At 72.0% G+C, this 26,809-nt stretch carries 23 protein-coding genes and 1 pseudogene; 9 read left to right on the top strand and 15 right to left on the bottom strand.

Annotated elements, in window-relative coordinates; genetic code table 11:
- Positions 1-158 precede the first annotated feature (158 nt).
- From ACIBG7_RS27590 to ACIBG7_RS27580, 3 genes are all read left to right on the top strand, one after another.
- A complete protein-coding gene (locus ACIBG7_RS27590; protein ID WP_397338132.1) occupies positions 159-494 on the top strand; it encodes a hypothetical protein in 336 nt (111 codons plus the stop codon).
- Positions 495-845: 351 nt separating this feature from the next.
- A complete protein-coding gene (locus tag ACIBG7_RS27585) occupies positions 846-2,354 on the top strand; it encodes a M28 family metallopeptidase (protein WP_397338131.1) in 1,509 nt (502 codons plus the stop codon).
- Between the two features lie 106 nt (positions 2,355-2,460).
- The gene (locus tag ACIBG7_RS27580; RefSeq protein ID WP_397338130.1) at positions 2,461-3,357 is read left to right on the top strand and encodes a hypothetical protein; all 897 of its coding nucleotides are present in this window, start codon (positions 2,461-2,463) and stop codon (positions 3,355-3,357) included.
- Here ACIBG7_RS27580 and ACIBG7_RS27575 read toward each other — a convergent pair.
- From ACIBG7_RS27575 to ACIBG7_RS27560, 4 genes are all read right to left on the bottom strand, one after another.
- Positions 3,354-4,244, bottom strand: coding sequence for a sigma-70 family RNA polymerase sigma factor (locus ACIBG7_RS27575; RefSeq protein WP_397338129.1), 891 nt, complete (start codon positions 4,242-4,244; stop codon positions 3,354-3,356). The genes ACIBG7_RS27580 and ACIBG7_RS27575 overlap by 4 nt on opposite strands.
- Positions 4,245-4,308: 64 nt before the next feature.
- Entirely contained in the window at positions 4,309-4,686 is a 378-nt protein-coding gene (locus ACIBG7_RS27570) for a VOC family protein (RefSeq protein WP_357932173.1), read from the bottom strand.
- Between the two features lie 126 nt (positions 4,687-4,812).
- Complete coding sequence (locus ACIBG7_RS27565; protein WP_397338128.1) at positions 4,813-5,781, bottom strand: hypothetical protein; 969 nt, start codon at positions 5,779-5,781, stop codon at positions 4,813-4,815.
- Between the two features lie 223 nt (positions 5,782-6,004).
- Positions 6,005-6,970: an alpha/beta hydrolase gene (locus ACIBG7_RS27560; protein ID WP_397338127.1), complete on the bottom strand. Its 966-nt coding sequence runs from the start codon at positions 6,968-6,970 to the stop codon at positions 6,005-6,007.
- A 175-nt stretch (positions 6,971-7,145) separates the two neighbouring features.
- Between ACIBG7_RS27560 and ACIBG7_RS27555 the strand changes: the two are divergent.
- Positions 7,146-8,020, top strand: a pseudogene (locus tag ACIBG7_RS27555) (SDR family NAD(P)-dependent oxidoreductase).
- 578 nt (positions 8,021-8,598) lie between these two features.
- Here the strand turns inward: ACIBG7_RS27555 and ACIBG7_RS27550 are convergent.
- Positions 8,599-11,166 (bottom strand): Tex family protein, encoded by a 2,568-nt coding sequence (locus tag ACIBG7_RS27550; protein ID WP_397338126.1) that lies wholly within the window; start codon positions 11,164-11,166, stop codon positions 8,599-8,601.
- Between the two features lie 40 nt (positions 11,167-11,206).
- A complete protein-coding gene (locus ACIBG7_RS27545) occupies positions 11,207-12,409 on the bottom strand; it encodes an amidohydrolase (protein WP_357932188.1) in 1,203 nt (400 codons plus the stop codon).
- 147 nt (positions 12,410-12,556) lie between these two features.
- Between ACIBG7_RS27545 and ACIBG7_RS27540 the strand changes: the two genes are divergently transcribed.
- Positions 12,557-14,167, top strand: coding sequence for an ABC transporter substrate-binding protein (locus ACIBG7_RS27540; protein ID WP_397338125.1), 1,611 nt, complete (start codon positions 12,557-12,559; stop codon positions 14,165-14,167).
- Here the strand turns inward: ACIBG7_RS27540 and ACIBG7_RS27535 are convergent.
- Positions 14,159-14,515: a DUF742 domain-containing protein gene (locus ACIBG7_RS27535; RefSeq protein ID WP_357932193.1), complete on the bottom strand. Its 357-nt coding sequence runs from the start codon at positions 14,513-14,515 to the stop codon at positions 14,159-14,161. The genes ACIBG7_RS27540 and ACIBG7_RS27535 overlap by 9 nt on opposite strands.
- Positions 14,508-16,385 carry a nitrate- and nitrite sensing domain-containing protein gene (locus ACIBG7_RS27530; RefSeq protein WP_357932195.1) on the bottom strand — a complete coding sequence of 626 codons (1,878 nt, stop codon included), beginning with the start codon at positions 16,383-16,385 and terminating at the stop codon, positions 14,508-14,510. Before ACIBG7_RS27530 ends, ACIBG7_RS27535 begins: the two co-directional genes overlap by 8 nt.
- A gap of 91 nt (positions 16,386-16,476) precedes the next feature.
- Here ACIBG7_RS27530 and ACIBG7_RS27525 point away from each other — a divergent pair, with 91 nt between their 5' ends.
- Positions 16,477-18,057: an ABC transporter substrate-binding protein gene (locus tag ACIBG7_RS27525; protein ID WP_397338124.1), complete on the top strand. Its 1,581-nt coding sequence runs from the start codon at positions 16,477-16,479 to the stop codon at positions 18,055-18,057.
- On the opposite strand, the gene ACIBG7_RS27520 is transcribed toward ACIBG7_RS27525, so the two are convergent.
- Entirely contained in the window at positions 18,033-18,212 is a 180-nt protein-coding gene (locus tag ACIBG7_RS27520) for a hypothetical protein (protein ID WP_357932201.1), read from the bottom strand. The two genes, ACIBG7_RS27525 and ACIBG7_RS27520, sit on opposite strands and share 25 nt — an antisense overlap.
- Before the next feature lie 32 nt (positions 18,213-18,244).
- Between ACIBG7_RS27520 and ACIBG7_RS27515 the strand changes: the two genes are divergently transcribed.
- Positions 18,245-18,874, top strand: coding sequence for a hypothetical protein (locus tag ACIBG7_RS27515; RefSeq protein WP_357932204.1), 630 nt, complete (start codon positions 18,245-18,247; stop codon positions 18,872-18,874).
- Here the strand turns inward: ACIBG7_RS27515 and ACIBG7_RS27510 are convergent.
- The gene (locus tag ACIBG7_RS27510) at positions 18,871-21,387 is read right to left on the bottom strand and encodes a LuxR C-terminal-related transcriptional regulator (protein WP_397338123.1); all 2,517 of its coding nucleotides are present in this window, start codon (positions 21,385-21,387) and stop codon (positions 18,871-18,873) included. The two genes, ACIBG7_RS27515 and ACIBG7_RS27510, sit on opposite strands and share 4 nt — an antisense overlap.
- Before the next feature lie 55 nt (positions 21,388-21,442).
- Here ACIBG7_RS27510 and ACIBG7_RS27505 point away from each other — a divergent pair, with 55 nt between their 5' ends.
- Positions 21,443-22,477 carry a hypothetical protein gene (locus ACIBG7_RS27505; protein ID WP_357932209.1) on the top strand — a complete coding sequence of 345 codons (1,035 nt, stop codon included), beginning with the start codon at positions 21,443-21,445 and terminating at the stop codon, positions 22,475-22,477.
- On the opposite strand, the gene ACIBG7_RS27500 is transcribed toward ACIBG7_RS27505, so the two are convergent.
- The 3 genes from ACIBG7_RS27500 to ACIBG7_RS27490 form a co-directional block, all read right to left on the bottom strand.
- Positions 22,474-22,854, bottom strand: coding sequence for an RNHCP domain-containing protein (locus ACIBG7_RS27500; protein ID WP_357932212.1), 381 nt, complete (start codon positions 22,852-22,854; stop codon positions 22,474-22,476). The two genes, ACIBG7_RS27505 and ACIBG7_RS27500, sit on opposite strands and share 4 nt — an antisense overlap.
- Complete coding sequence (locus ACIBG7_RS27495) at positions 22,854-23,210, bottom strand: RNHCP domain-containing protein (protein ID WP_357932215.1); 357 nt, start codon at positions 23,208-23,210, stop codon at positions 22,854-22,856. Before ACIBG7_RS27495 ends, ACIBG7_RS27500 begins: the two co-directional genes overlap by 1 nt.
- 194 nt (positions 23,211-23,404) lie before the next feature.
- Positions 23,405-23,662 carry a DUF1992 domain-containing protein gene (locus tag ACIBG7_RS27490; protein WP_397338122.1) on the bottom strand — a complete coding sequence of 86 codons (258 nt, stop codon included), beginning with the start codon at positions 23,660-23,662 and terminating at the stop codon, positions 23,405-23,407.
- A 149-nt stretch (positions 23,663-23,811) separates the two neighbouring features.
- On the opposite strand from ACIBG7_RS27490, the gene ACIBG7_RS27485 reads away from it, so the two are divergent.
- Positions 23,812-24,657, top strand: coding sequence for a helix-turn-helix domain-containing protein (locus ACIBG7_RS27485; RefSeq protein ID WP_397338121.1), 846 nt, complete (start codon positions 23,812-23,814; stop codon positions 24,655-24,657).
- A gap of 101 nt (positions 24,658-24,758) precedes the next feature.
- On the opposite strand, the gene ACIBG7_RS27480 is transcribed toward ACIBG7_RS27485, so the two are convergent.
- A complete protein-coding gene (locus ACIBG7_RS27480) occupies positions 24,759-25,832 on the bottom strand; it encodes a cobalamin biosynthesis protein (RefSeq protein WP_397338120.1) in 1,074 nt (357 codons plus the stop codon).
- Positions 25,795-26,577 (bottom strand): phosphotransferase, encoded by a 783-nt coding sequence (locus ACIBG7_RS27475; RefSeq protein ID WP_397338119.1) that lies wholly within the window; start codon positions 26,575-26,577, stop codon positions 25,795-25,797. The genes ACIBG7_RS27480 and ACIBG7_RS27475 overlap by 38 nt, the downstream gene beginning before the upstream one ends.
- Positions 26,578-26,809: the final 232 nt, after the last annotated feature.

The following is a 26,809-nucleotide window of genomic DNA, read 5'->3' as shown; positions in this document are numbered from 1 at the left end:
TTGCCCGGGTGCCTATTTGGGGCTTAATCGCGTGTTGGTACCGGTGGGGGCCCCCACTCTACCTGACGCGTCGCGTCGGCGGGGGGGGGGGGCCGGTTGCCGCGCCCACGACGCTGATCGCCGCCCAGCCGGCGGCCGCGGCCGCACCGGCCGTCTCGGTGGAGTTATCGGACGGTTCGCAGAGCCGGCACATCCGGCTCAAGCTCTACATCGGGCGCTGCAAGGACACCTGCCGGGCCAAGGTCCGCGTCACCAACATCTCCCGGAGCAACCTCTTCAACGCCCGCCTCACCCTCTCGGTGAAGGTCAACGGGAAGAAGATGGGCAGCTGCACCGACTACATCGGGCGGATCAACGCCAAGCGGGTGCGCTGGGCGGCCTGCACCATCCGGACCGCCAAGCTGGACAACTACTGGGACCGCTGGCTCGACGGCGACCTGAGCCGCTGGTCACCGTACGTCTACGCGGTCACCAACTACCGCTACTACGTGTGAGTCGGCGTTTCCTGCCCGGTTGACGACAAAAGCCGTCTGGCCGAAGGGCCAGACGGCTGGGTCGCGCCGGTCGGGTCAGGGAGCGGTGATCATCAAGGCGAGCCCGATCAGGACGACGATCGGGACGACCCAGACCACGGCCTCGGCAGCGAATTCCTTGTACATCGTCGCGCTCTCCCTTTTGCCACGCTTTGTCAGGCGCTCACATTCAGACTGCAGCATAGCGCCTGTCCGTATGTGGCCATGACCTCTAGCCCAAGGACGAATCTGCCTTTACCGTCCATCACAGATCTTGTCCGATCCGGGAGATGAAGCATGCGCCTCTTACGTCTGAGAACCGCTGTCGCGGCCGTGGCAGCCGTGACCCTGTCCGCCGCCCTGGGCACCCCCGCCGAGGCGGGCACCCTCGACGACATCTTCGCGAAGATCCTCGTCAAGAAGGTGACCGGGGAGAACGTCCACAAGCACCTCGAGAAGTTCCAGGCCATCGCCGACGCCAACGGCGGCAACCGCGCCGTCGGCACCCCCGGCTACGCCGCCTCCAGCGACTACGTCGCCCAGACCCTGCGCCGCGCCGGCTACAAGGTGACCGTCCAGCCGATCAAGTACGTCGAGAACTGGGTCGAGAACACCCCCACGGTCTTCCAGCAGACCGCCCCCAACGCCAAGGCCTACGTGCCGGGCACCGACTTCTTCACCGTCAACGCCTCGCCCAGCGGCGACGTGACCGCCCAGGTCCAGGGCGTCGACCTCACCCTGCCGCCCACGCCCACGCCCTCCTCCACGAGTGGCTGCGAGCGCTCCGACTTCACCGGCTTCGTCCGCGGGCGCATCGCGCTCATCCAGCGCGGCACCTGCCCCTTCACCCAGAAGCTGCGCAACGCCGACTGGGCCGGCGCCGCCGGCGTCATCATCTTCAACGAGGGCCAGCCGGGCCGCACCGACGCCTACGAGCTCCCGCTCGGCGAGTGGCGCGGCGGGCCCATGGTCTTCGCCGACTTCGCCGTGGGCCAGGAACTCGCCTCCGCACCCGGCGCCACCGTGCGGATCAAGACCGACACCACGACGACCTTCGGCACCAGCACCAACGTCATCGCCGAGACCCGCTTCGGCGACCCGCGCAACGTCGTCATGGTCGGCGCGCACCTCGACAGCGTGCCCGAGGGCCCGGGCATCAACGACAACGGCTCCGGCACCGCCGCCATCCTCGAGACCGCCCTCCAGCTCCGCCACATCCCGGTGCGCTACAAGGTGCGCTTCGGCTTCTGGGGCGCCGAGGAGATCGGCCTGCTCGGCTCCGAGCAGTACGTCCGCGGCCTGTCCCAGGCCGAGCAGGACCGCATCCGTGTCTACCTGAACTTCGACATGGTGGCCTCGCCCAACTACGCCATCAAGATCTACGACGGCGACGACTCCGACGGCGTCGGCTCCCCGGCCGGGCCGCCCGGCGCCGCCCAGATCGAGAAGCAGCTCGAGAGCTTCTTCGACAAGCGCGGCGTGGGCCACGTGGGCACCGACTTCGACGCCCGCTCCGACTACGACGCCTTCAACTGGGTCGGCATCCCCTCCGGCGGCATCTTCACCGGCGCCGAGGGCATCAAGACGCCGGCCGAGGCGGCGCTCTTCGGCGGTACGGCAGGCGCGCCGTACGACCCGTGCTACCACTCGGTGTGCGACACGATCACCAACATCGACAAGACGGCGCTCGACGTCAACTCCGACGCCATCGCCGACTCGACGGCCCGGTTCGCCTTCAACCTGCGGGCCATCCCGGACCGGTCCTCGACGGCGGCCCTGACCGCCGCCACCCCTGAGAGCCGGCCCGCCGTCGAGGGTTCGGACGACCACCGCCTCCGCTGACCCTCATCTGACAACGGTGCCCCGGCCCTCCTTCGGGCCGGGGCGCCTTCAGGTCTCCCGGCGACCTTCCGCGGCCTGGCCCCAGCCGAGCGGTAAGGATGGGTTCATGACCGTCGACCTCGCCCGAGCCGCCACCTTCCTGGCCGGCCACGCCCGCGTCCTGGACCGCCGCCGCTTCGGCCTGCTGTTCGTCCAGGACCACCCCGCCGACCCCGCACCCGTCCTGGCCGCCCTGGACGGCTACCGCAACCCCGACGGCGGCTACGGCTGGGGCCTGGAAGCCGACCTCCGCTCCCCGGAGAGCCAGCCCGGCGCCGCCCTGCACGCCTTCGAGGTCCTGGAAGACGTCGCCCTCGCCACCACACCGAGAGCCGTCGAGCTGTGCGACTGGCTGGGGTCGATCACGCTGCCCGACGGCGGCCTGCCGTTCGCCCTGCCCCTGACCTACCCCGACGCCAGCGCCCCCTGGTGGCAGAACGCCGACCCCACCGCCTCGGCCCTGCAGATCACCTCGGTCACCGCGGCCGCCGCCTGGCGCGTCGCCGCGCACGCCCCCCGGGTCGCCGCCCACCCCTGGCTCGCCCGCGCCACCCGCTACTGCCTCGACGCCATCGCCGCCCTGGACGAGCAGCCGCCCGCCTACGTCCTGGCCTTCGCCATCCGCTTCCTCGACGCCGCCCACTCGGCCCACCCCGAGGCCCTCGACCTCCTGGGGGGCCTGGCCAAGCACCTCCCGCCCGACGGCATCGTCCCGGTGGCCGGTGGCACCGCCGACGAGGCCCTCCGCCCCCTCGACTTCGCCCCCCATCCCGGCCGCCCCGCCCGCGACCTCTTCACCCCCGCGCTCATCTCCGCCGACCTCGACCGCCTGGCCGCCCTCCAGCAGGAGGACGGCGGCTGGATCGTGGACTACGCCCGCATCTCCCCGTCCGGAGCCCTGGACTGGCGCGGCCACGCCACCGTCGCCGCCCTCCAAACCCTCCGAGCCAACGACCGCCTCTAGGCCCTGCCGCCCGCCGGACCCGGCAACCCCATCCCGGCCAGCTTGTCCGGGTCCACCACGATCGCGATCCCGGTGATCTGCTCCCCGCTCACCGTGAACGAGATCACTGAGAGCACCGTGCCGTCCTCCCGCCATGAGACGTATCCCGGCCGCCCGCCGACCAGCACGGCCTGGTAGCTGACCACGGCTCCGGACACCGACTTCGCCCCGGTCGCCACGGCGGTGGCTCCGAGGGTGACCACCCTGCCGCCCGGAGTGTCCACGGTCAGCCGTACGTCCGGATCGAGCACCCGCAGCAACGCCTCGAAGTCCCCGCCGGTCGTCGCCGCCCGGAAGGCCTTGACGACCCGCCACTGCTCCCGCCCCGCGACCACCGGCCGCTCGGCCTCGCGCACCTTCCGCCGGGCCCGGCTGGCGATCATCTTCGTGGCGTCCGCCGACTTGCCCAGGATCTGCCCGATCTCCGCGAACGGCACGCCGAACAGGTCGTGCAGCACGAACGTCACCCGCTCGGCGGGCCCGAGCACGTCCAGCACCACCAGCAGCGCGACCCCCACGGAGTCGGTCACCGCCGCGGCCTCCTCGGGCGCGCCGCCCTCGTCCACGGTGACCACGACCTCGGCCAGGCCGTCGCCGTAGGACGCCTCGTGTCGCGCCTGCCGGGACCGCAAGACGTCCAGGCTGATCCGCCCCACCACCGTGGTCAGCCAGCCCGCCAGGTTGCCGATGCCCGCGGCGTCCTGCCGTACCAGCCGCATCCAGGCCTCCTGGACCACGTCCTCGGCGTCCACGTGCGAGCCCAGCATGCGATGGGCGACCGCGCCCAGCCGTCCCCGCTGCGCCTCGAACGCCTCGGCCAACAGCTCCACCCGACGGGCGTCAGTCACCTCGCACCCTCCTCAACTCCGCTTCCTGGTGGCCCGGCCAGGGCTCGCCCACGTCCCTGCACTGCTACCGGCGAAGCGGCTGGCGAAGCGCGATCCGGTTCCCGTCCGGGTCGACCGCCTCGATCCGCACCCCGAACGGGTAGTCCTCCGGCTCGGCCTGCTCGAACTCGACGCCCCTCTGGCGGAACACCTCGAAGTCCGCCCGCAGATCCTCGGACTCGAGGAACAACGCCGCGATCGCCGAGGCCTGCGCCTCCTCACCCTGCGCGCGGGGCCACAGCAGGATCTGCACCGGGCTGTCGCCCACCCCCACGGTGAGGAACCGCCCCTCCGGCCCCGGGAAGTCGAGGCGCTTCTCCAGGCCGAGCCCCTCGGTGTAGAACTTGAGCGCCCGCTCCTGATCGGTGACGTGGACCGTCACGTACATGATTCCTGTCAGCATTCTGATCTCCCGTCTCGGTGCGGTCCGACGGCCATGAGGGCCGGCGACCACCCCTATGACGGGCGAAGCCGTACAAAGGTAACAACCCACTTCTGGTACGGCTGGGCACGCCGCTCAGGGGTGCCCTCAGAACGGGTCGGAAAGCCGGAGCAGGAGCGCGGCGGCGATGTAGCGGGCATGCCCGGTGATCGTGCGCGGGTCGTACCCGAGGGCCCGGGTCAGCGACTCGTGCTTGGCCTGCATCGTCGAGTGGTGCATCCCCAGCCTGGCCGCCGCCGACCGCACGCTGTCCGACTCGACCAGGACCCGGGCGATGTCGGCCGACCGCGGATCGAGGGCGGCCAGGGCCCGGACGTCGTCGTGCGGCTCCCGCGGATCGTACGCCTGGGCGAGGATCAGCAGTGCCCCGATGTCGGTGGCGTCCACGACGGGGGACTTCGGGTCGGTGAGCCGGTAGGCGATGACGGCGCCCTCCCACGACTCGGGCGCCCGCTCGGCGTTGAGCCGCGGCCCGATCCCGGCGGGTTCGGTGGGCGCGAGCTCACCGGTCAGGTCGAGGGTGGCGCGCAGGATGCCGAAGCGGGTCGGCATCACGGTGGACGGCGCGCTCATGACGGGCGCGTCCGTGGCCGTCGCGATGAGCCGGATGCGCGCGTTCGGGCGGACCCGGAGCCTGGCGAGCGCTTTGGCGCGTTCGGAGACGGGTGTTCCGGCGTCGAGGGCGGTTTCGAGGGCGCCTTCCGGGTTGCGGCGCGCTTCGGCGAGATCGACGGCGAGGCCGAGCCGTTCCAGGATCATCTCGTCGTTGGCGTGGGGCGGGCCGACGCGTTCGAGCCAGACCGAGCCGCTGCGGGTGGTGCGCTGGAGCGAGCGGTGGATCTCGGTGTCGGTGACGTGCAGGCCGCGCGGGCTGTAGCGGGTGGTGCGGCCCCGCCGTTCGGCGCCGGCGACGACGCCCGACAGCACCGCGGCCCCGCGGAGCAGCCCGTCGAGGCCCGCTCCGCCCGCGTTCAGCGTGTCGAAGTAGGCGATGACCTTGAGCGTCTCACTCGCATCGGGGTCAAGGGCGGTGAGGCGTCCGACGAGATCCTGCATGTCTGCTCCCTCGGCCTGTCACCCCAACATACCCGCAGGTCGAGCGCGCCTCCGGGGCCCGTCCAAGAACCACGCCCACCGGCCCACCCGCGGCCACCCTCCCGCCCACGGCCACCGCTCCCGCGCACAGCCGTCCTCCCGCCCACGGCCACCGGGCCGCCCACGGCCACCGGCCTGCTCTCGGGCGCTTTCCGAAGCAGGCCGGTCACCGGCACTTCGGTGATCACTTACCGAGGATCTTGGCCACCCAGGCGTTCCGCGTGGCGACCGTCGCCTGGGCGAGGGCCGAGTGAGGCGCGGCGAGGTCGTAACCGTGGAACCCGCCCGGCCACACGTGCAGCTCTGCCTGGCCACCCGCCTTCCACAGGCCCATGGCGTACTCCACGTTCTCGTCGCGGAAGACCTCGGCCGAGCCGCACTCGATGTAGGTGGGCGGCAGCCCGCCCAGGTCGGTCGCACGAGCCGGGGCCGCGTAGATCGAGACGTTCTCGGTGCCGCGCCGCTCACCGAGCAGGGCGGTCCAGCCCATCACGTTGCTCGCCCGGTCCCAAAGGCCGACGCCGTCCATCTGCAGGGTGGAGACGGTCTGGTCGCGGTCGTCGAGCATGGGGTAGATGAGGACCTGCCCGACCAGCGCGGGGCCGCCCCGGTCGCGGGCCAGCAGGGCGGTGCCCGCCGCGAGCCCGCCGCCCGCGCTCGCGCCCGCGATGATCAGCCGCCCGGCGTCGATCCCGAGCTCGGCCGCGTGCTCGGCGGTCCACACGAGACCGGCGTAGCAGTCCTCGACGGGGTACGGGTCGGGGTGCTCCGGAGCCAGCCGGTACTCCACGGTCACCATGACGGCGTCGTGGTCGACGATCCACCGCAGGGTGTCGTGCAGCCCGGAGAAGCGGCTCCCGGCGACCATGCCGCCGCCGTGCGTGTAGTAGATCCCCGGACCGAGCCCCGTGTGGTCGTCCCGGGCGATCACCGAGACGGTGATCTCGGCACCCTCGTAACCGGGGATGGCGACGTCGCGCCTGGTCAGCCCGGTGGCGCTCAGATCCTCGTCCGTTACGTCGTTCGACGGGTGCCGGCGCAGCAGCGGGATCATCTCGGCGGTCACGACCGGCGGTAGCTGGTCGGCGATGAGCGCGAGCGTGGCGTCCAGTTCGGGATCGAACGGCGGTCGGGGAATGGCTTGCGACATGGGTTCCTCCACCTGGCCGCACCGGCGCGCGGCCTCCCTTCCATCATCCGAACCGGCCGCCAGGGTCACCCCCGCCAATCGTGGCAGGTCGGGGCCTTTTTCCCCGCCGTTCGGCCGGTAACAAAGCGAGGCCCGCCTGCGACCGTGGAACCACACCTACGAAGAGGAGCATGTCATGGTCTGGCCTGCAGGAGAGGTCGCCTTCGTCACCGGCGCGGCGTCGGGCATCGGGCTCGGCATCGCGAGAGCGCTGGTAGCCGCGGGGGCGAGCGTTGCGCTCGCCGACATCGACGGGAAGCGGCTGGCGGAGATCGCGCGCGAACTGACCGAGGCCGGCGGTTCGGTGGCCGCGATCGAGCTGGACGTCAGCGACGCCGCCCAGTGGGAGGCCGCGGCGGACCGGGCCGAGGCGGCCCTCGGGCCGGTCTCGCTGCTGTTCGGCAACGCCGGCGTCAGCGGCGGCGGCCGGATCGAGGACACCACGCTCGACGTCTGGCGCTGGGTCCAGAAGATCAACATCGAGGCGCAGTTCATCGGCGTCGCCACCTTCCTGCCCCGCTTCAAGGCGCGCGGCGGGCGGGCGCACATCCTCAACACCGCCTCGATGCAGGGCTGGTGCCCATGGTCACCCAGGGCGCCTACGTGGCCTCCAAGTTCGCCAGCGTCGGCTTCTCCATGGTGCTGCGGGACGAGCTGGAGGGCACCGGCATCGGCGTCTCCGTCCTCTGCCCCGGTACGGTCGCCACCCGCCTGGGCGTCACCGCCCCCGAGGCCGAGGCGAAGCTGCTGGGCGCGGACCTCGACGTCTCGATCGTCGAGCGCAACAGCGCCCTCCTGGCCACCGGCGCCGACCCCGACCAGGTCGGCAAGCAGGTCCTCGACGCCGTGCGTGACGGCCAGTTCTTGATCATCACGCACCGGGAGTGGGCGCCACTCGTCGAGGGCGTGCACGCCGAGCAGTCCCGCGCCTTCACCGAGTTCGACGGCCGCCACGGCGTGGACGCAACCGCCCAGATGCTCGCCTCGGGCATCCACATCGACCAGGCCTAGGGGCGCCTGCCGAGACCTTGACGTCTGGTCCCCCCTGATCGGGACCGCGAAGACGGCCTCTTGACCAGGCCTCACGAAGACCTCCGATTGACCAGGCCTCGTGAAGACCTCCGAGCTTGGCGGCGTCGCCGTTCTCACCGGTGCTCGGAGGTCTCACGGCCCACGACGCCACCCGGCCACCACTCCGCCCGGCCACCACTCCGCCCGGCGGCCACTCCGCCCGGCCGGCACTCCACAGCGGCCGGGACTTCTTAAGCCCTGCACTTCCTCAGGCCCCGTACCCTTTCCAGGCCTGCACCCCTTCGGCCTGGGATTCTTCACGCCCGGTACCTTCCGGCTCGGCCGCCTTCGACCTGAGCCGCGCTCACGAGCCGCCCGCTTCGACCGCAACTCCGGCTCTGCTCCGCCCAGGAGATCTCGGGCTGAGATCGCGTGGTCAACGGGGGTCGAAGGGGGCCGGGAGGCCCCCTGGGAAGACTGACCGAGCCTTTGCGCGCAGCGCCCCCGCGGCGAAGGACCAAGTAGCCGGCTCCCGCGGCGAAGGGCCAGGTCGGTGGCCTTCGCCGCGGAGGAGGGGGCTAGGAGTCGGGGTTGGTGAGGCCGGCCTTGCGGAGGGCTTCGGCCATGGCGCCCGACGGGGCGGGGCGGCCGCCACGGTTGCGATCGCCGCCACGGCGGTCAGAGGTGTCGCGGCGGTCGGACGGATTGCCGCGGCGGTCGCCGTTGGAGTCCCGGCGAGACGGGGAGTCGGCGCGCGCTGGGTCGGCGGTGCCACGGGAGCCGGCTGAAGTCCCTGCGCCGCGGGAGCCGCCTGCACCACCACCGGCACCGCCTGCACCACCGGCGCCGCGGGAGCCGCCTGGTGCGCCACCGCGGGGGTTGCCCGTGCCGCGGGGGCCGTCGGAGCGGGCAGAACCGCGGGGGACGCCGGAGCCTCGGGGGCCGGCACCGGCACCGGCGCCAGCGGTGCCGCGGGAGGAGGGGGAAGAGGCGGCGTCGGTGGTGTCGTCGTCGAGGCGGAGGGTCAGGGAGATGCGCTTGCGCGGGATGTCCACGTCAAGGACCTTGACCCGGACGATGTCCCCCGACTTGACCACGTCACGCGGGTCCTTGACGAAGGTGCGGGACATGGCCGAGACGTGGACGAGCCCGTCCTGGTGGACGCCGACGTCCACGAAGGCGCCGAAGGCGGCGACGTTGGTGACGACGCCTTCGAGGATCATCCCCGAAGCCAGGTCGGAGATCTTCTCGACGCCGTCCTTGAAGGAGGCGGTCTTGAAGGCGGGACGCGGGTCACGGCCGGGCTTCTCGAGCTCGCCGAGGATGTCGGTGACGGTCGGCAGGCCGAAGGTGTCGTCGACGAAGTCGGCGGGCTTGATGCTGCGCAGGGCGGCGGTGTTGCCGATGAGGGACTTGAGGTCGCTGCCGACGGTGGTCAGGATGCGCCGGACGACGGGGTAGGCCTCGGGGTGGACGGCGGAGGAGTCGAGCGGGTCGTCGCCGCCGGGGATGCGGAGGAAGCCGGCGCACTGCTCGAAGGCCTTGGGGCCGAGGCGCGGCACCTCCTTGAGGGCGGTACGGCTGCTGAAGGGGCCGTTGGCGTCACGGTGGGCGACGATGCTGAGGGCCAGGGTGGAGCCGATGCCGGACACGCGGGTGAGCAGCGGCGCCGAGGCGGTGTTGACGTCGACGCCGACGGCGTTGACGGCGTCCTCGACGACGGCGTCGAGGGAGCGGGAGAGCTTGGTCTCGGAGACGTCGTGCTGGTACTGGCCCACGCCGATGGACTTGGGGTCGATCTTGACGAGCTCGGCGAGCGGGTCCTGCAGGCGGCGGGCGATGGAGACCGCGCCGCGCAGGGAGACGTCGAGCTCGGGCAGTTCCTTGGAGGCGTACTCCGAGGCGGAGTAGACCGAGGCGCCGGCCTCGCTGACGACGATCTTGGTGATGCCGGGCATGTGCTTGACCAGCTCGCCGGCGAGCTTGTCGGTCTCGCGCGAGGCGGTGCCGTTGCCGATGGCGATGAGCTCGACGCCGTGGCGCTGGGCGAGCGCGCCGAGGACGGCCAGGGACTGGTCCCACTGCCGCTTGGGCTCGTGCGGGTAGATGGTGGCGGTCTCGACGACCTTGCCGGTCTTGTCGACGACGGCGACCTTGACGCCGGTGCGCAGGCCCGGGTCGAGGCCCATGGTGGCGCGGGCGCCGGCGGGCGCGGCGAGCAGGAGGTCCTTCAGGTTGGTGGCGAAGACGCGGACGGCCTCGTCCTCCGCGGCCTGCCACAGCCGGGTGCGCAGGTCGATGCCGAGGTGCACCAGGATGCGGGTGCGCCAGGCCCAGCGCACGGTGTCGGCGAGCCAGCGATCGGCCGGGCGGCCCTGGTCGGAGATGCCGAAACGCGAGGCGATGCGCATCTCGTACTCTTCGGCCTCGTCGGGCTCCAGCGTGACGGAGAGGATCTCCTCCTTCTCGCCGCGGAAGAGCGCCAGGATGCGGTGCGAGGGCAGCTTGGTGAAGGGCTCGGCGAAGTCGAAGTAGTCGCTGAACTTGGCGCCCGCCTCCTCCTTGCCCTCGCGAACCTTGGCGGAGACCTGCCCGTGCGTCCACATGCGCTCGCGCAGGGTGCCGATGAGGTCGGCGTCCTCGGCGAAGCGCTCGATGAGGATGGCCCGCGCGCCCTCCAGCGCCGCGCCCTCGTTCTCCACCCCCTCCTTCACGTACGGCGAAGCCGTACCGAAGGGGTCGAGGGACGGATCGCCCAGCAGCGCGTCGGCCAGCGGCTCCAGCCCCAGCTCCCGCGCGATCTGCGCCTTGGTGCGCCGCTTGGGCTTGTACGGCAGGTAGATGTCCTCCAGCCGAGCCTTGGTCTCGGCGCCTAGGATCTGCTCCCGCAGCTCGTCGCTGAGCTTGCCCTGCGACTCGATCGACTCCAGGATCGCGGCCCGGCGCTCCTCCATCTCCCGCAGATAGCGCAGGCGCTCCTCCAGCGTACGCAGTTGCGTGTCGTCGAGGCCGCCGGTCACCTCCTTGCGGTAGCGGGCGATGAACGGCACGGTGGAGCCGCCGTCGAGCAGGTCGACGGCCGCGGTCACCTGCCCTTCGCGCACGCCCAGCTCGTCCGCGATTCGCTGCTGGATTGAGAGCACCACTCCGCCTTTCCGCAGGTGCCTGTCCGAAGGCCTTGCCCGGTCAATTGTGCAGGACCGAGCCACTCTTCACGACCGGGCTGTGGATAACCGTGCGCCCGGCGTGCATGACCAGGGTGCGCGGCGGCCGGGTGACGACGGCTTCGGCGGCGCAGGAGGCGGGGACCGCGACGAGGTCGGCGCGGTCGCCTTCGGCGAGCCCGTAGCCGCTCAGTCCCAGCACGCGGGCGCCGCCGTAGGTCGCGGCGCGCAGGGCGAGCTCGATGTCCTCGTCGCGGCGGAAGGCGCTGCGGTAGGCCAGGTGCATCGCCCGGTCCAGCATGTCGCCGCTGCCGTACGGTCCCCACAGGTCGCGGATGCCGTCGTGGCCGCAGGCGACGGTGACGCCTGCGGCGAGCACGCGCTTGAGCGGCGGCACGGGGAAGCTGTAGACCGCGGCGGTGACCAGGGCGACGTCCGCCTCCGCGAGGAGCCGGGCGAGGCGGTCCTGGTGGTCGGGCTCGATCTGCCCCAGGGCGTAGGCGTGGCTGACCGCGACCCGGCCGCCGAGCCCGAGCGCGCGGGTGCGTTCGGCGATCAGCTCCAGCTCCCACGCGCCCAGGCTGCCGCCGTCGTGTAGATGCAGGTCGAGGAGGGCGCCGTAGCGGTCGGCGAGGCCGAAGACGAGGTCGAGGTGGCGGACGGGGTCGCGGTCGACGCCCGCCGGGTCGAGGCCGCCGATCGCGGCCACGCCGTTCTTGAGCGCCTCCTCCAGGAGCTCGGCGGTGCCGGGGTTGACCAGCACGCCGTGCTGGGGAAAGGCCACCTGCTGCACGGACATGCCGGTGGCCTCGGCGGCCTCGGCGACGGCCTCCACGCCGCGCAGGCCGACCTCGGGGTCGATGTCGGTGTGCGTGCGCACGTGCGCCGTGCCGTACCCGCGCATGGTCCGGAGCAGGGCGGAGATGCGTTCGACGCTGGGGACGCCGAGCGGGCCGCGGCGGGCGAGGTCGTTGGCGATGCGGCCGGGGAGGGTGTCGTCGGCGGAGTGGGGGACCCACGGCCCGCCGTACAACGTCTTGTCGAGGTGGCAGTGCGCCTCGACCAGGCCGGGGAGCAGGAGCTGGCCGGTGAGGTCGATGACCTCGCCGGGCGGGGGCGGCTGGTCGGAGGGCAGGACCCGGGCGATGCGGCCGTCACGGATGAGGAGGTCGGCGGGTTCGGCGCGGCCCCAGATCAGGCCGCCGCGGAGCAGCACGTCACTCATGAATCGACAGTAACCACCCGGATCATGATTTATCGGCATCCGTGCAAGCTTGCGCCGATACGATCTTGACCTCCGGTAGTGAACCGGATGCAGGCCGCCGAACTCCGCGTGCCGTACAAGATCATGATAAATCGGGAAAGGACCTCAATGCGTTGGCATAAGGGATTACTCGTCAGCGCCTTGGCCCTGGCGCTCACCGCCTGCGGGGGCGGTCAGGTACGCGGCGCCGACCGGACCCCCCAGCCGGCGGGGACGGCGACCGGAACCCCGGCGACCACCACCGCCGCCACCACCACGAACGACGACACCTTCGTCTACGCGCCCAACCTGGACGTCGTCACCGACTGGGACCCGGCGACCTCGTACTCCAACGAGATCATCGCCATGGCCAACCTCTACGAGGGCCTGACCCGCTACAACGCCCAGACCCAGAAGCCCGAGCCGCTCCTGGCCACCGAGTGGAGCTCGGCCGAGGGCGGCAAGGCCTGGACGTTCAAGCTCCGCGAGGGCGTCAAGTTCCACACCGGCGCCCCGCTCACCGCCGAACTGGCGAAGAAGGCGATCGAGCGCACCATCGAGAAGAAGGGCGGCGCGGCCTACATCTGGGACGCGGTCCAGACGATCGAGGCGCCCGACCCGCTGACGCTGAAGTTCACCCTGAAGTACGCCACCCCGCTCGACCTGGTGGCCGCCTCCGGTTACGCGGCCTACATCTACGACCCGGCCGGGATCGACCCCGAGGGCGGCAAGGACGGCGGCAGCGGTCCGTACACGGTCGACACCTGGCAGAAGGGCAAGGAGACCGAGCTCACCCTCAAGGCCTTCGACGGCTACTGGGGCGGCTGGAAGCCCGAGCAGTACCGCAAGGTCGCCTTCCGCGTCACGCCCGAGGTCAACACCGCCTGGCAACTGCTGAAGAACGACGAGGTGAACTTCGTCCCGCGGCTCAACCCGCAGCTCTTCCGTCAGGCCGCCGCCGACGGCACGGTCCTGACCTCGCAGACGCCGTCGTTCCAGAACCTGCTGGTGCTGTTCAACACCAAGAGCGGGCCCCTGCGCGACCCGGCGATCCGGCAGGCACTGCAGCTCGCGATCGACTACGACGGCCTCGCCGCTGCGCTCAAGGGCGCGGGCGTCAAGGCCAGCGGGCTGGTCCCGGCGGGCCTGCTCGGCCACGTGCCCGGCCGCGAGCCGGTCTTCGACCCGGACAAGGCGCTGGAGCTGCTGCAGGGCGCCGGTTACGGCCGTGACGCCGACGAGCTCACCCTGACCCTGACCTACGCGCAGGGCGACGCCGACCAGAAGCTGCTGGTCACGCTGCTCAGCAACGCGCTCAAGCAGCTCAACGTCCGGCTCGACGCCCGCCCGATGCAGTGGAACGCGCAGTGGGACCAGGGCAAGAAGGGCGGCCAGGACATCTTCGTCATGTACTGGTACCCCGACTACCCGGACGCCTTCTCCTGGTTCTTCAACGTCTTCCGCAGCAAGGACTCGACCGAGTTCAACCTGACCTACCTGAAGGACGCCGAGATCGACCAGGCGATCGACGCGCTGCCGGAGCTGGCGGCGACCGACCGCGACGCGGCCCAGGTCTCCTACGCCAGGATCCAGGAGAAGATCCTGGTGGACCAGGCCGCCGCGGCCGTGCCGTACGTCCAGACCTACCAGCGGGCCTTCAGCGCCGGCCTGCGCGGGTACGCCGACAACCCGGCGTACCCGAACGTCGTGTTCTTCTACGACCTGACCCGCTCACAGTGAGCGCAGCGCGCTGATCACGTCGAGCAGGATGCCCGGGTCCTCCATGGGCGCGGGCAGCTCGACCCGGACGAGCTCCTGGGCGTGCAGGTCGCCCACGAGCACGCGGACCACGCCGATCGGCAGCGCCAGCTCGGCGGCGACGTCGACCAGCCGGGTGGGCCGGATGCACTTCTGCAGGATGATCAGGTGCTCCGGCCCGAGGCCGGGCGGCGGCGCGAAGCCGCCCACGGTGGTGATGACCGCGATGAGGTCGATGGCCTCGCTGACCGGCACGGTGCGGCCGCGGGTCAGCAGGTAGGCCGGGACCACCGGCCCGGCCTCCTCGTCGAGCCAGCGCTCGTCAGTCATGGATCACCGCCTTGAGCGGAGCGGGGGTGATCACCTTGGCGGTGGGGATGAGCACGATCGCGGTGGTCCCTCCGTAAGACGATCCGCGCAGCGTCACGCGGATGTCGTTGCGCCTGGCGAGCCGGCCGACCACGAACAGGCCGAGCTTGTCGCCGTCCTTGAGGGCGTCGAACTCGGGCGGGTCGGCCAGGCGCGCGTTGTACTCGGCCAGCTCCTGCTCGCTCATGCCGAGCCCGTGGTCCTCGACGACCACGGCGAAGCCCCGGGCCGCCTGCTCGCCGCGGACGCGGACGGTGGCGGCGGGCGGGGAGAAGCGGGCGGCGTTCTCGATCAGTTCGGCGATCAGGTGGATGGTGTCGGCGACGATCGCGCCGTCGAGGTTGAGCCCGGGCATGGGCTCCACCACCACCCTGGTGTAGTCCTCGACCTCGGCCGCCGCGCCGCGGACCACGTCGTGCAGCGGCACCGGGCGGCTCCAGCCCCGGCCCGGCGTCGAGCCGGACAGGATGATCAGGCCCTCGGCGTGCCGGCGCATGCGGGTGGTCAGGTGGTCGAGGCGGAACAGGTCGTCCAGCGCGTCCGGGTCGGTCGCCCGGTGCTGCATGGTCTCGAGCTGGATGCGCTGGCGGTGCAGCAGGGCCTGGCTGCGCCGCGACAGGTCGCGGAAGACCCGCCGCACGCCCTCGCGGAGCTGGGCCTGCCCCACGGCGGCCTCGACCGCGGTGCTCTGCACCATGGCGAAGGCGGTGCCGACGTCGGCGATCTCGGCGGTGCTGCTCCTGATCTCGATGTCCGGGACCTCGACCGAGGCGCCCTCGCGCAGCTTGGCCACGACCTGGGGGAGCCGCTGCTCGGCGACCTCCAGCGCGGCCCGGCGCAGCTCGGCCAGCTCCTTGGACAGCCGCGCCGCCTGGCGCAGCGAGATGATGATCGAGACGATGACCAGCAGGAGGCCGGTGCCGCCGATGAGGATGGCGCGAAGCACCACCGAGTCGGCCACCGGCTCGGCGCGGGCGGTGAGCGTGGCGCCGGCGTGCATCTCGGCCTCGCCGAAGGTGCGGACCAGCTCCTTGCTGGTGTCGGCCCAGCCGGCCGGGACCCGGCCGTCCATGATCTGTTGCTCCATCGTCCGGACCCGCTGGTAGAGGGGCGAGGTGACGATGCCGAGCTGGATCTCGCGCAGCTCCGGGTCGAGCTCGGCCAGCGCCTGGTCGATCATGAAGCGGCGGTTGCCGACGAGCTGGGTGAAGGCGGTGCGCTCGGCCTCGGTGGTGGGGCCGGCGCCGATCGCCTGCTCGCGGGTGAGCAGCTCCTTGGCGTACCCGAGGGTGATGACCAGCCGGGACTGCTCGTAGATCGGGATGTCGTTGATCATCGCAACGCTGCGGTGCAGGGCGAACAGCGAGTCGACGATGGTGTTGTAGGAGTCCATCGCGTGGTAGCGGTCGAGCGCCGCGGCCTCGATCTCGCCGCGCACCTCCTCCAGCCGGTCGAGCTGGGTGAGCGTGGCCCTGACCTGGGCGCCGATGGCGGGGGAGGCGTCCATGGACAGCGCGGAGCGGGTGCGCAGCCGGTCACGGGCGTCGTCGGTGGCGGCGCGCTGCAGCAGGAAGGCCTGCCGGTCGACGTCGGCGTCGGTGCGCCCGCGCGAGCGCAGCAGCCGGACCGCGGCCAATCGCTCGTGCTGCAGTTCGCGGACGAGGTGGTAGGTCGGCTGTCGCAGGTTGGTCCAGAGGGTCTCGTAGGCGCGTAAGCCCAGGGACTCTTCGACGGTCAGCGTGGCCAGCACCCCCCAGAGGACCAGCATGGAGATGATCGGAACGAGCAGCAGGCCGATGATCTTCGCCCGGATCGTGCGGCTGCGGCTCATGGCACCTCGCTGGTTTGATCAGTAGAGGATAGCAAGACGATCACCACAAGTCCCGTTTTCTACGGACTTGTGCGATAGGTTGCCGAGCATCATGGAGGCCCGGGAATCGCGGCGCCGCCGCCTCGTGGCCGGCGTCCTTGTCGTGCTGCTGGCGATCGCCGGCTGCACCTCCGGCGCGTCCATGGAACCGCAGCCGTCGCCGGTCACCCGGGTGCCCCAGTTCGTGTACGGCAAGACGCTCGACGTGATCACCGACTGGGACCCGGCCTGCTCCTACTCCAACGACATCGCGGCCCTGCAGAACATCTACGAGACCCTCACCGTCTGGAACCCGGTCACCACCAGCGCCGGCCCCCGCCTGGCCACCTCCTGGCGCTCCTCGGCCGACGGCCGCCGCTGGACCTTCCAGCTCCGCAAGGACGTGCTCTTCCACACCGGGCGCAAGCTCGACGCCGACCTGGTCAAGGCCTCGGTCGAGCGCACCAAGCGGGCCAAGAGCGACGCGGCCTACATCTGGGACCCGGTCGAGGCGGTCCGGGTGGACGGCCCGCTGACCGTCACCTTCCTGCTCTCCTACGCCGTCCCCTTCGACCTGGTCGTCTCCGCCGGCTACGCCGCCTACATCTACGACCCGGCCGGGATCGACCCCAAGGGCGGAAAGGACGGCGGCAGCGGGCCGTACAAGATCGGGTCCTGGCGCAAGGGCGAGACCGCCGAGCTGGTCCTGGAGGCCTTCGACGGCTACTGGGGCGGCTGGGACGACCGCCCGCACTACCGGCGCGTGCTGTTCCACGTCTCCGGCGACCAGAGCGAGCACTGGCGGCGCCTCCTGCGCGGCGAGACCAACTTCGTGCCCCGGCTCAACTCCCGCCAGTACGGCAGAGCCACCGCCACCGGCGGCGTGCGCACCTCACGCACGCAGTCGTTCCAGATCCTGATGCTGCTGTTCAACACCAGGACCGGCCCGCTGGCCGACATCCGGCTGCGCAAGGCGCTGCAGAAGGCGATCGACTACGACGGCCTCATCCGCGCGCTGCGCGGCTCGGTCTCACCGGCCAGCGGCATCGTGCCGAGGGGCCTGTCCGGCCACCAGCAGGGGCTGCGCCCGAGCCGCGACCTCAAAGCCGCCGAGCAGCTGCTCCGCCGCGCCGGCTACGGCCCCGGCGGCCGGCCGCTCACCCTCAGCCTCACCTACGCCGAGGGCGACGACGACCAGCAGCTCCTGGTCACCTCGCTGACCCGGGCGCTGCGCTGGCTCAACGTGCGGCTGGAGGCGCGCGCGATGCCCTGGATCGAGCAGTGGGAGCAGGGCAAGAAGGGCGGCCAGGACATCTTCGTCATGTACTGGTGGCCCGACTACGCCGACGCCTACTCCTACTTCGGCTCGGTCTTCCGCAGCTCGGAGCAGCCCACCTTCAACCTGACCTTCGCCGCCGACGCCGAGCTGGACCGGCTGATCGACTCGCTGCCGGTGCTGTCGGCGACCGACCGCAAGGGCGCCGAGCGCGTCTACGCCAAGCTGACCGGGCGGATCCTGGACGACCTGGCGCTGGCCGCGGTGCCGTGGGTGGTCAACTACCAGCGGGGCTACTCGCTGGGCATCCAGAGCTACCACGACAACCCCGCCTATCCCGAGGTGGTCTTCGTCTACGACTTGAAGCCCTCGGCCTGAGCGTCGACCTCGCTCACCTTCTCGCGCAGCCGTACCCGGATCTCGTCCGGCGTGTAGGCGCGCCGGCGCCGCTCGGCCCGGGCGATCACCACGCCGGTCGCGGCCACTCCGGCCATTCCGGCCAGACCCAGAATCTTCCACCAACGAACGCGCATGCGCCCACGCTACCCGTGCTTAGTCTTGATGCGTGCTCACACTAGACGAAGCCGTCAACGAGACCCGCACCGGCGACCTGTGGGTGTTCAGGGGCCGCTCCGTGCCCGACCGGGCGATCCAGACGATGACCAACAGCCCGGTCAACCACGTCGGCATGGCCATCGTGGTCGAGGACCTGCCGCCGATGATGTGGCACGCCGAGCTCGGCAAGTCGCTGCCCGACCTGTGGGCGGGCACCCACCAGCGCGGGGTGCAACTGCACGACCTGCGCGCCGCCGTCACCGTCTGGGGCAACCGGTACGGCCAGCGGGCCTGGCTCCGCCAGCTCGAACCGCTGGCCAGTCCCGAGATGGAGGACGCGGCCCTGCGCACGGTGGCCAGGCTCGACGGCACGCCGTTCCCGTCGACCGCCCGCCTGGCCGGCCGCTGGTTCCGCGGCCGGGTCCCGCAACTGCGCAAGCCGCCGCGCGAGCGCGTGCTGGAGAGCGCCTACTGCGCCGAGGTCGTGGCGGTCACCTACGAGGCGATGGGCCTGCTCCCGGCCGAACGGCGCACCAACTGGTACGACCCGGGACGGTTCTGGAGCGGTGACGACCTCGAACTGCTCGGCGGCTACAAGCTGGGCAACGAGATCACCGTCGGCGTCCCCCGGCAGGACTAGAACGCGCCGATCATCGCGCTGAGCTCGCCCCGGTCGCGGGCGCCGGTCTTCTCGTAGACCGCGCCCAGCGTGTTGGCCACCGTCCGCACCGACACGACGAGGCGTTCGGCGATCTCCCGGTTGCTGAGCCCCTGCGCCGCCATCATCGCGATCTCGCGCTGGCGCGGGGTCAGCCCGGGCACCTCCAGGTCGGTGAGGGCGACCGTGCGCGCCCCCTGGCAGGCGCGGGCGAGCTGCCAGGCCCGGGTGGTCGCGTTGCGGGCGGCCCGCGCCTGGCCCTCGCGATGGTGGGCGAGCGCCGCCTGAGCCCCGGCCTCGGCGGCGAAGAGCAGGAAGCCGAGCTCGGCGAACTCCGCCGACACCGCCGCGAGCTCGGCCGCGCCGCGGGCCTGCGCGTGCCTGGCCAGCAGCGGCAGCAGCCGCCCCTCTATCGGCCACGCGGCCAGCCGGTCGGCGACCAGCTCGGCCCGGCCCAGCCGGACCACGTCGTGCAGCGCGAAGGGCACGAAGCACGGCGTCGTCTCGTCGGCCAGCTCCAGCGCCGCCCGCACCGCGCCGGCGAGATCGCCGCGCGCGGCCAGCGTCCAGATCCGGGCGAAGGCCACCGGAGCCGTCACCGGCGGCCCGATCGGCAGGGCGCGCCGCTCGGCCTCGGCCAGCCGTTCCTCGGCCGCCGACGCCTCGCCGCGCAGCGCGTGCGCCAGCGCCAGCTCGCCCAGGCAGGGCCCGGCGAAGGCGGCCCGCTCGGGCAGCCGCGTGACGATGTCGCGGGTGAAGCCGAGCGCGTCCGCCAGCCGGCCGCGCAGCCGCGCCACCTGCGCCTGCCGCGAGCCGAAAGTCTGGATGGCGCGCGGCCAGGTGCCGAACTCGCCGCCCAGCCGGTAGCCCTCCGCCGCCGCCTCGCCCGCCCGGTCGAGCTCGCCCATCAGCAGGTGCGCCGCCGCGGCGCTGTCGAGCACGGCGGCGGTCATGCTCGGCAGGTCGCCGCCGTACCGGGCGATCTCCGCGCGCATCTCGGCCACCTGCGCCAGGCACTCCTCCAGCCGGCACTCGGCCAGCAGCAGTCCCGCGCGCGTCGTGCCGTGGGCCAGCCGCCCGCGCGGATGCACGATCCGCTCGCTCGTGACCCGCTCCAGCCGCGCGCTCGCCGAGACCAGGTCGCCGCTGAAGGTCTCCAGAGAGGCGCGGGTGCCGAACGCCGCCTGCCGCTCCTCGGCGCCGGTGATCCCGGCCTCCGCCTCGTCCAGCACCGCGAGGGCCGCCTCGCTCCGGCCCAGGCCCCAGAACAGGTTGAACGAGCGGGTGATGGCGCACTCGATCCGCCGGTCGTCGTCCATCTCCCGCGCCCAGGCGGCGGCGTAGACCTCCTCCGACTCCTCGTAGCGGTCGAGGTAGAACAGGATCGCGGCCAGCGCGAGCTGCGCCTCCAGGCCGCCGCCCGCCTCGGTCGCCGCCCTCGCCAGGCGCAGCGCGAGATGCAGGTCCCGGGTCGCGCGGGCCCGCTGGCAGGCCCGCAGCAGCAGGTCGGGATCGCGGGCCGCGCCGCCGTCCAGCCGCCAGACCGCCACCCGCAGGACGTCCTCCCGGCGGCGCAGCCCGGTCGCGGCCACCGCGTCGGCCAGGCGGCGCATCAGGCCGCGGGCGCGCAGCGTGCCGCAGCCGGCGCGGATCACCTCGCCGTAGAGCGGGTGGGCGAGCCGGACGCGCAGGCGCCTGCCGTCGTGATCGACGGTGACCAGGTGCCGGTCCTCCAAGCGCTCGACCGCCGCCTCGGCGGTGAGGGCGGCCAGCGGCTCGGCGCCGAGCGGCTCGCCGTACGCGAGGTATTCGAGGACCTCGCGCTCGTCGGCGGTGAGCCGGCCGATGCGGCCGGCGATCGTCTGGCGCAGCGAGGGGGTGATGGACGGCTCGCGCGCCCAGCGCCACAACTCGCCCGAGCGCTGGAGCACGCCGGAGAGCACCAGCTCGTGCAGGTAGAGGGCGTTACCGCCGGACGCGCGCCACAAGCGGGCCACCGACTCGCGCTCCACCCGCCCGCCCATCGCCGCGTCGAGCAGGTCGGCGGTCTCCTCCAGGGTCAGCGGCCCGAGGTCGAGGCGCGGCAGCAGGTCGTCCTTCCACAGCGCCCGCACCGCGTCGGGCGGCGTCGTCTCGGCGCGGACCGTCACCACCACTCTGGTACGGCGGTGCACCACCAGATGGTGGACCAGCGCGGCCGAGGCGGCGTCGAGCAGGTGGGCGTCGTCCACGACCAGCAGCGGCGCGGTGATCGCCGAAGCCGCCCAGCCCAGCGGGTTGCCCCCGGGACTGTCGGTCGGCAGGAGCGGCGCGAACGCGCCCAGCGGCAGCTCGGCGGCGGCCTCGGTGGCCCGCACCCACGCGGCGCCGGAACCCTCGACGGCCTGCGCGGCCAGCCGGCTCTTGCCCGCGCCGGGCGGCCCGGCCACCACGATGCCACCGGCCGCCGACCGGATGGCCGCCAGTTGCGCGTCACGACCGCGGAAAGGCCACACACTTGAGTATCGCTTACTCATGCGGCCGGCCGCCGGGGAAAAGGATCGTCGAGGTATGAGCAGCTTGCAGGAGGTCGTGCGGACCCACGTCGGAGACCCCGCGGCGCGGATCGCCACCCAGCACGTCGAGCACCTGGGGCACACCGCGTTGTCGACCGCCGAGCTCCGCCGGATCCACGGGACCACGACCGACGGCCGCCCCTGGTCGGTGGTCGCCAAGTCGATCCGGTCGATGCGGCACTGGCCCGAGCTGGTGGCGATCCCGCCGGAGCTGCGCGAGCGGGCGGTCGAGGGCTACCCGTGGCGGGCCGACGCCGACGTCTACCTCTCGCCGCCGCCACTGCCGGAAGGGCTGCGCCTGCCGGAGGTCTACCTGGTCGAGGACCTCGGCGACGACCGGCTGGTGCTCTGGATGGAGGACGTACGGCAGGCGGCGGGGGAGTGGGACCTCGAGCGCTACCGGCGGGCGGCCCGGCTGCTCGGCGAGCTCGCGGCGCTGCGCCCCTCGCCCGACATCGACGCCGGCATGCGGATCTACCTGGGCGGGGTCGTGACGCACGCGTTCGTGCCGATGCTGCGCGAGCCGGCCTTCTGGCAGCAGCCCCTGGTCGCCCGGAACGCCGACCCGCTGCTGCGCGCCGACCTGCTGGCCCTGGCCGGGCGCATCCCCGACCTGCTGAAGCTGTCGGAGGGCCTGCCGCACTTCCACGGACACGGCGACGCCGGCCCGCAGAACCTCCTGGTCCCGGCGGAGGGCCCGGCCGAGTTCGTGGCGATCGACTGGAGCTGGCCGTACCCGGGCGTCGCCGGTTTCGACCTGGGCCAGCTCCTGGTCGGCCGGGCGCACGACGGCGAGGTGGACCCGGCCGAGCTGGCCGCCATCCACGACACCATCCTGCCCGCCTACGCCTCGGCGTTGCCGGGCGTGGACGTCGAGACCGGATACGTGGTCTCGCTGGTGCTGCGCTCGGCCTGGACCGCGCTGCCGCTGGACCGGGCGGGCGAGGCGGCGACGCCGGCGACGGAAGAGTTCTTCCGCCGCCGGGCCGGCCTCGCCCGCTTCATCGCCGACCTCGGCCGGAGCCTCTAGCCGGTGCGCAACGTGCTGATCGGGCGCAACGCCATCCTGATCAGCGCCAGCGCGTTGTCGTCGCCGGCGATGCGGTTGGCGCTCAGCTCCCCGCAGGCGACGCACTCATGGATGATCATCCATTCGCCGTCCTGCCGGACCGACAGGCTCAGCGCCGCCATCCGGCCCCGGCAGCGGGCCTCCCGGTCGCCGGGTCGCCGGCGGTCGAGATGCACGCTGGTCAGGCAGTGCGGGCAGTGGTTGCGGTGCGCGGTGCCGGGGGCGGCCAGCGGGACGTCCATCCGGCAGCCGACACAGCGGAACGCCCCGCCGGCCGCCTCACGGACCAGCGGTTTGGGCTGCTGGGGGCGGCTCTGCCGTACCTTCTTGCGCGGCATCACAACACGCCCAGCGTTTCGAGCGGGAACGGCGGCTGCGCCAGCGGGCGGACCGCCATGCGCAACAGGATGAGCTGGTTGTCGTCCCCGCGGACGGGTGAGGAGGTCAGCTCGCCGCAGCCGGAACACCGGTGGATGAGCATCCAGTCGCCGTTGCGCAACACCGCGATCGAGATCGGGGCCATGCGTGAACGGCACTCGGACGGCCCGCCCTGGACGTGGTCCGTGACGTGCAGCGAGTGGAGACAGGTGGGACAGTGATCGCGCCGCACGCCGTCGGGCGCGAGCGTGGTCACGGTGAGACCGCACCGGGTGCAGGTGAACGTGCCGGTGCGGGAAACAGTCTGGTCAGGCAACGCCGGAGCTCCTTGCTCATCAGAGAGAAAAAGGCAAGGGCGGCCGAGCGGCCAAGCGTCTTCAGTTGGTACGGCAGGGCGCGCTCGGCGCGAGCCGGGGCATGGGCCATCCTTCAGGTCCGGATCCGACGGTGCCCTGGGAGGCTAACAAGCGGCCTGCGCCGGGCGCGATCGGTTTTTCGCGGGCCCGTGGATCAGCGGCGGTGTCGTTCGCGCCACTCGCGGGCGATCTCGAGTGCCTGCTCGGCCTCCTTGCGCAGGGCCAGGGTGGGCGGGAGCGGGAAGGAGAGGTTCCCTGAGCGCAGCTTCTGCTTGATCCACCACAGCTCGTCGCCGGGGATCGGCTTGCCGGAGCCGGGCAGGTTGTCGAACTCGCCGCGTTCGGTGGCTTCGCGGATCTGGCGGTCGATCCAGGTCTCGAAGGGCATGCCGGGTGGCTTGCGTCCCGTCACCGTCTCAGGCTACCCAGCGTTCCGATATTCGAGGAATGTCCCTTTTGTTGGAAACTTCCTCTGGGTTCACTTCGGAAAAGAGGAAATTTCGCATTATGCCGCTGTGCTTGCCGTACGCTTCTCTGGCCGTCCAGCGGAGGTAATCAGCGGTGATCGCACAGACCTTGATCGGTCAGCAACTGGCACGCTTACGCGTGCACCGAGGTCTGCGCATGGAGGAGGCCGCCGCCGCCGTCGGGCTCACCCACGCCCGCGTCGCCGCCATCGAGACCGGCCGCCACGAGCCGCAGGAACGCGAGGTCGCCGCCCTCCTGGAGCACTACGGGCTCCAGGACTGGCACGAGCGCCAGCACCTGCTCTCCCTCGTGCGCGGCGAGCGCGAACCCGGTTGGTACGACCGTCCCGAAGTGCCCATCTGGCTCTCGGCCGCCTGCGCCTCGGAGGACCGGGCGAGCCTCATCTACAGCTACGGCCCCCACTACCTGCCCGCCCTGCTCCAGACGCGTGCCTATGCCGAGGCCGCCGTCCGGGCGGTCCAGCACCCCGGCGCCACCACCGAGCAGATCCGCACCGGCGCCGACCTGATCATGCGCCGCCAGGAGGTGCTGCGGCGCGAGGACGGACCCGCGCTCTGGGTCGTCCTCGACCGGCGCACCCTGCTCGACCCGCCCCTGGCCAACGTGGACGCCCGGCTCGACCAGATCGACGCGCTCATCGCCGCGGCCAAGGAGCCCCGCATCACCGTCCAGATGGCCCGGCCCAGCACGGTGACCCAGTACCTCTACAACGGCGCGCCCTTCACCCTCACCCGCTTCCCCGAGCGGCACCGCGAGGACCTGCTCGCGCTGCACCTGCTGCACGGCTCCAAGCTGATCAGCGAGCCCGCGCTGGTGGAGGACTACCACATCGCCTTCGCGCGGCTGTACATCTCCGCGCACCCGGTGGACGCCACTCCCGACGTGCTGGGCGAGATCAGAGCCTTGGTCGCCGCCTGAGCCCTCTTGCGGCGGCGGCTGTTCCTCTTAGGGCGGTGGCTGCCACGGGCTTCCTCTTACGGTGGCAGCTGTTACGGCCTGCCCTCATGCGGCGGTGACTGTTACGGCCTGCCTCTTAGGGCGGCGGTCGCTGCGGCCACGCCCCTTGCGGCGGTGACCGCTACGGCCAGCCCGGCTGCGGCGTAGGAGACCTTTCTGACCAGCCGTACGGCAGGCCGGATGTCGCGCACCTCCGGCTTCCGCCCCTCGCCCAGCTCGGGCCGGTGCTCGACCCGCTCGCCGTACACGTTGGTCCCGCCCAGGGTCAGCCCCAGCGCCCCTGCGAAGGCCGCCTCGCACCGGCCGGAGTTCGGGCTCGGATGCCGGTGCCCGTCCCGGCGCAGCACCTTCAGCGCCCCGGCACGATCCGGCCCGGCGGCGACCGCCAGCAGCCCGGTCAGCCGCGCAGGCACCAGGTTGGCGACGTCGTCCAGCCGCGCCGCCGCCCATCCGAACCGCTCGTAGCGCGGCGAACGGTGCCCGACCATGGCGTCCAGCGTGTTGATCGCCCGGTAGGTCAGCAGCCCCGGAACCCCCGCGACCGCACCCCAGAACAGCGGCGCGACCACGGCATCCGACGTGTTCTCCGCCAGCGACTCGACCGTGGCCCGCGCCAGCTCGGGCGCTTCCAGCGCGGACGGGTCCCGCCCACACAAATGCGGCAACCGTTCGCGCGCCGCGCCCAGGTCGTCCGCTTCCAGGTGACCGGCCATCAGGGTGCCCTCCCTGGCGAGGGTCGTCCCGCCCAGCACCGCCCAGGTTGCCGCCGCCGTCAGCAACGTCCTCACCGGCGCCGGAGCCCGCTCGGCCAGCATCCCCAGCCCCGCCGCCGCCCCCACCAGCACCGCCACGTGCACCACCCCATTGGGCCGGCGATCCGCGTACAGCCGCCGCTCCAGCGCCGCCGCCGCGCTCCCGAACAGGGCTACGGGATGCGCCCGCCGAGGATCCCCGAACACCGCATCCAGCACCACCCCGAGCGCGATCCCCACCGCTCTTTCTTGCGCCCGCCTGTCCTGCGCCGGTCTGTCGTGCGCCCGGTTTCCTTGGGCCCGGTTTTCCTGCGCCCGCGTCAGGCCCAACCCGTCCCGCTGCCTACTAGATGAGATGTGCACGAAGCTCATCTTCGTGCACATCCAGCCAGGCCGACGCCCGCCGGATCCGCGCCCCCGCTCCGCTGTCCCACATCCGCGCCCACGCCGGCTCCTCCGCGGCTCGGCTCCGCATCACCTGGTAGGAGCGATGAAACCGCGTCCGCGCCAGATCCAGCAGCCGCCGCCGATCCCGGGCCGCCAGCCCATAGGCATCGCAGAACAACCGCAACCGAGGCCCCACCTCAAGGGGACGCAACAGAGGATGCCGATCCACCGGATCCGCGATCGGCGCCCAATGCCGCACCGTCGTGACAATGTCGAACAACCGCGTCGTCGGCCGTGCCAAATCGAAGTCGATGAGCGCTACCGGAGTGCTTCCCCGAAATATCGTATTCTCCGGCGTGACATCGCAATGCCCGATCACTTCCGGCGTCCGATCGTCATTCGACCCTTTGGACCACCCGTGCGGCGAGAGCGAGAACCCCTGCGTCGCGTCATGAAACTCCCGCAACAACCCCGCCAGCCCCTTGAGCGCCTCATCACTCGCACTCTCCGCCGTCAGGCCTGCCGTACCCGGGATGAAGCTCACCACCTCGCGCCCGGCCTCATCCACCCCCAGCAGCCGCGGCGCCCCCTCGAACCCGGCAGCCTCCAGATGCTCCAGTAACGCATGCACCTTGGGCGTCCACGCGCACACCGGCCTCCGGACGGTGTCGCCGATCCGCACCACTCCGTCCGTCACGTTCCCGCCGCTCAACGGGACCTCGCACACGAGCGCCGTGACCATGGCAGAAGAGAATAAACCAGGACTCCTCCCCGCGCCCGGCATTTCCCCCGGCCCGCTTCCCCCCTTTCAGCCCCGCCCCAACCTCCCGCCACCGCCACCCGCCCGCCACCGGCAGACCGTCCCCTACATCAGCCGACGCCTCACCGCCCGGTCCGGCCGCCGTGCCTGGCCAGGGCGAACCGCCGACTTCACCCTCCCGCCACCGGCAGACCGTCCCCTACTTCGGCGGTGC

The organism is Nonomuraea sp. NPDC050328, assembly GCF_044459405.1.
Classification (GTDB): domain Bacteria; phylum Actinomycetota; class Actinomycetes; order Streptosporangiales; family Streptosporangiaceae; genus Nonomuraea.
This window is presented reverse-complemented; position numbering and strand designations above follow the sequence as displayed.

Bases quoted from the DNA above. Each gene is read 5' to 3' on its own strand.
- ACIBG7_RS27565 (WP_397338128.1), bottom strand. From the start codon at position 5,781: ATGCAGGATCTCGTCGGACGCCTCACCGCCCTTGACCCCGATGCGAGT.
- ACIBG7_RS27560 (WP_397338127.1), bottom strand. From the start codon at position 6,970: ATGTCGCAAGCCATTCCCCGACCGCCGTTCGATCCCGAACTGGACGCC.
- ACIBG7_RS27525 (WP_397338124.1), top strand. From the start codon at position 16,477: ATGGAGGCCCGGGAATCGCGGCGCCGCCGCCTCGTGGCCGGCGTCCTT.
- ACIBG7_RS27475 (WP_397338119.1), bottom strand. From the start codon at position 26,577: ATGGTCACGGCGCTCGTGTGCGAGGTCCCGTTGAGCGGCGGGAACGTG.
- ACIBG7_RS27535 (WP_357932193.1), bottom strand. From the start codon at position 14,515: ATGACTGACGAGCGCTGGCTCGACGAGGAGGCCGGGCCGGTGGTCCCG.
- ACIBG7_RS27530 (WP_357932195.1), bottom strand. From the start codon at position 16,385: ATGAGCCGCAGCCGCACGATCCGGGCGAAGATCATCGGCCTGCTGCTC.
- ACIBG7_RS27520 (WP_357932201.1), bottom strand. From the start codon at position 18,212: ATGCGCGTTCGTTGGTGGAAGATTCTGGGTCTGGCCGGAATGGCCGGA.
- ACIBG7_RS27480 (WP_397338120.1), bottom strand. From the start codon at position 25,832: ATGTGCACGAAGATGAGCTTCGTGCACATCTCATCTAGTAGGCAGCGG.
- ACIBG7_RS27540 (WP_397338125.1), top strand. From the start codon at position 12,557: ATGCGTTGGCATAAGGGATTACTCGTCAGCGCCTTGGCCCTGGCGCTC.
- ACIBG7_RS27570 (WP_357932173.1), bottom strand. From the start codon at position 4,686: ATGCTGACAGGAATCATGTACGTGACGGTCCACGTCACCGATCAGGAG.
- ACIBG7_RS27505 (WP_357932209.1), top strand. From the start codon at position 21,443: ATGAGCAGCTTGCAGGAGGTCGTGCGGACCCACGTCGGAGACCCCGCG.
- ACIBG7_RS27545 (WP_357932188.1), bottom strand. From the start codon at position 12,409: ATGAGTGACGTGCTGCTCCGCGGCGGCCTGATCTGGGGCCGCGCCGAA.
- ACIBG7_RS27500 (WP_357932212.1), bottom strand. From the start codon at position 22,854: ATGCCGCGCAAGAAGGTACGGCAGAGCCGCCCCCAGCAGCCCAAACCG.
- ACIBG7_RS27580 (WP_397338130.1), top strand. From the start codon at position 2,461: ATGACCGTCGACCTCGCCCGAGCCGCCACCTTCCTGGCCGGCCACGCC.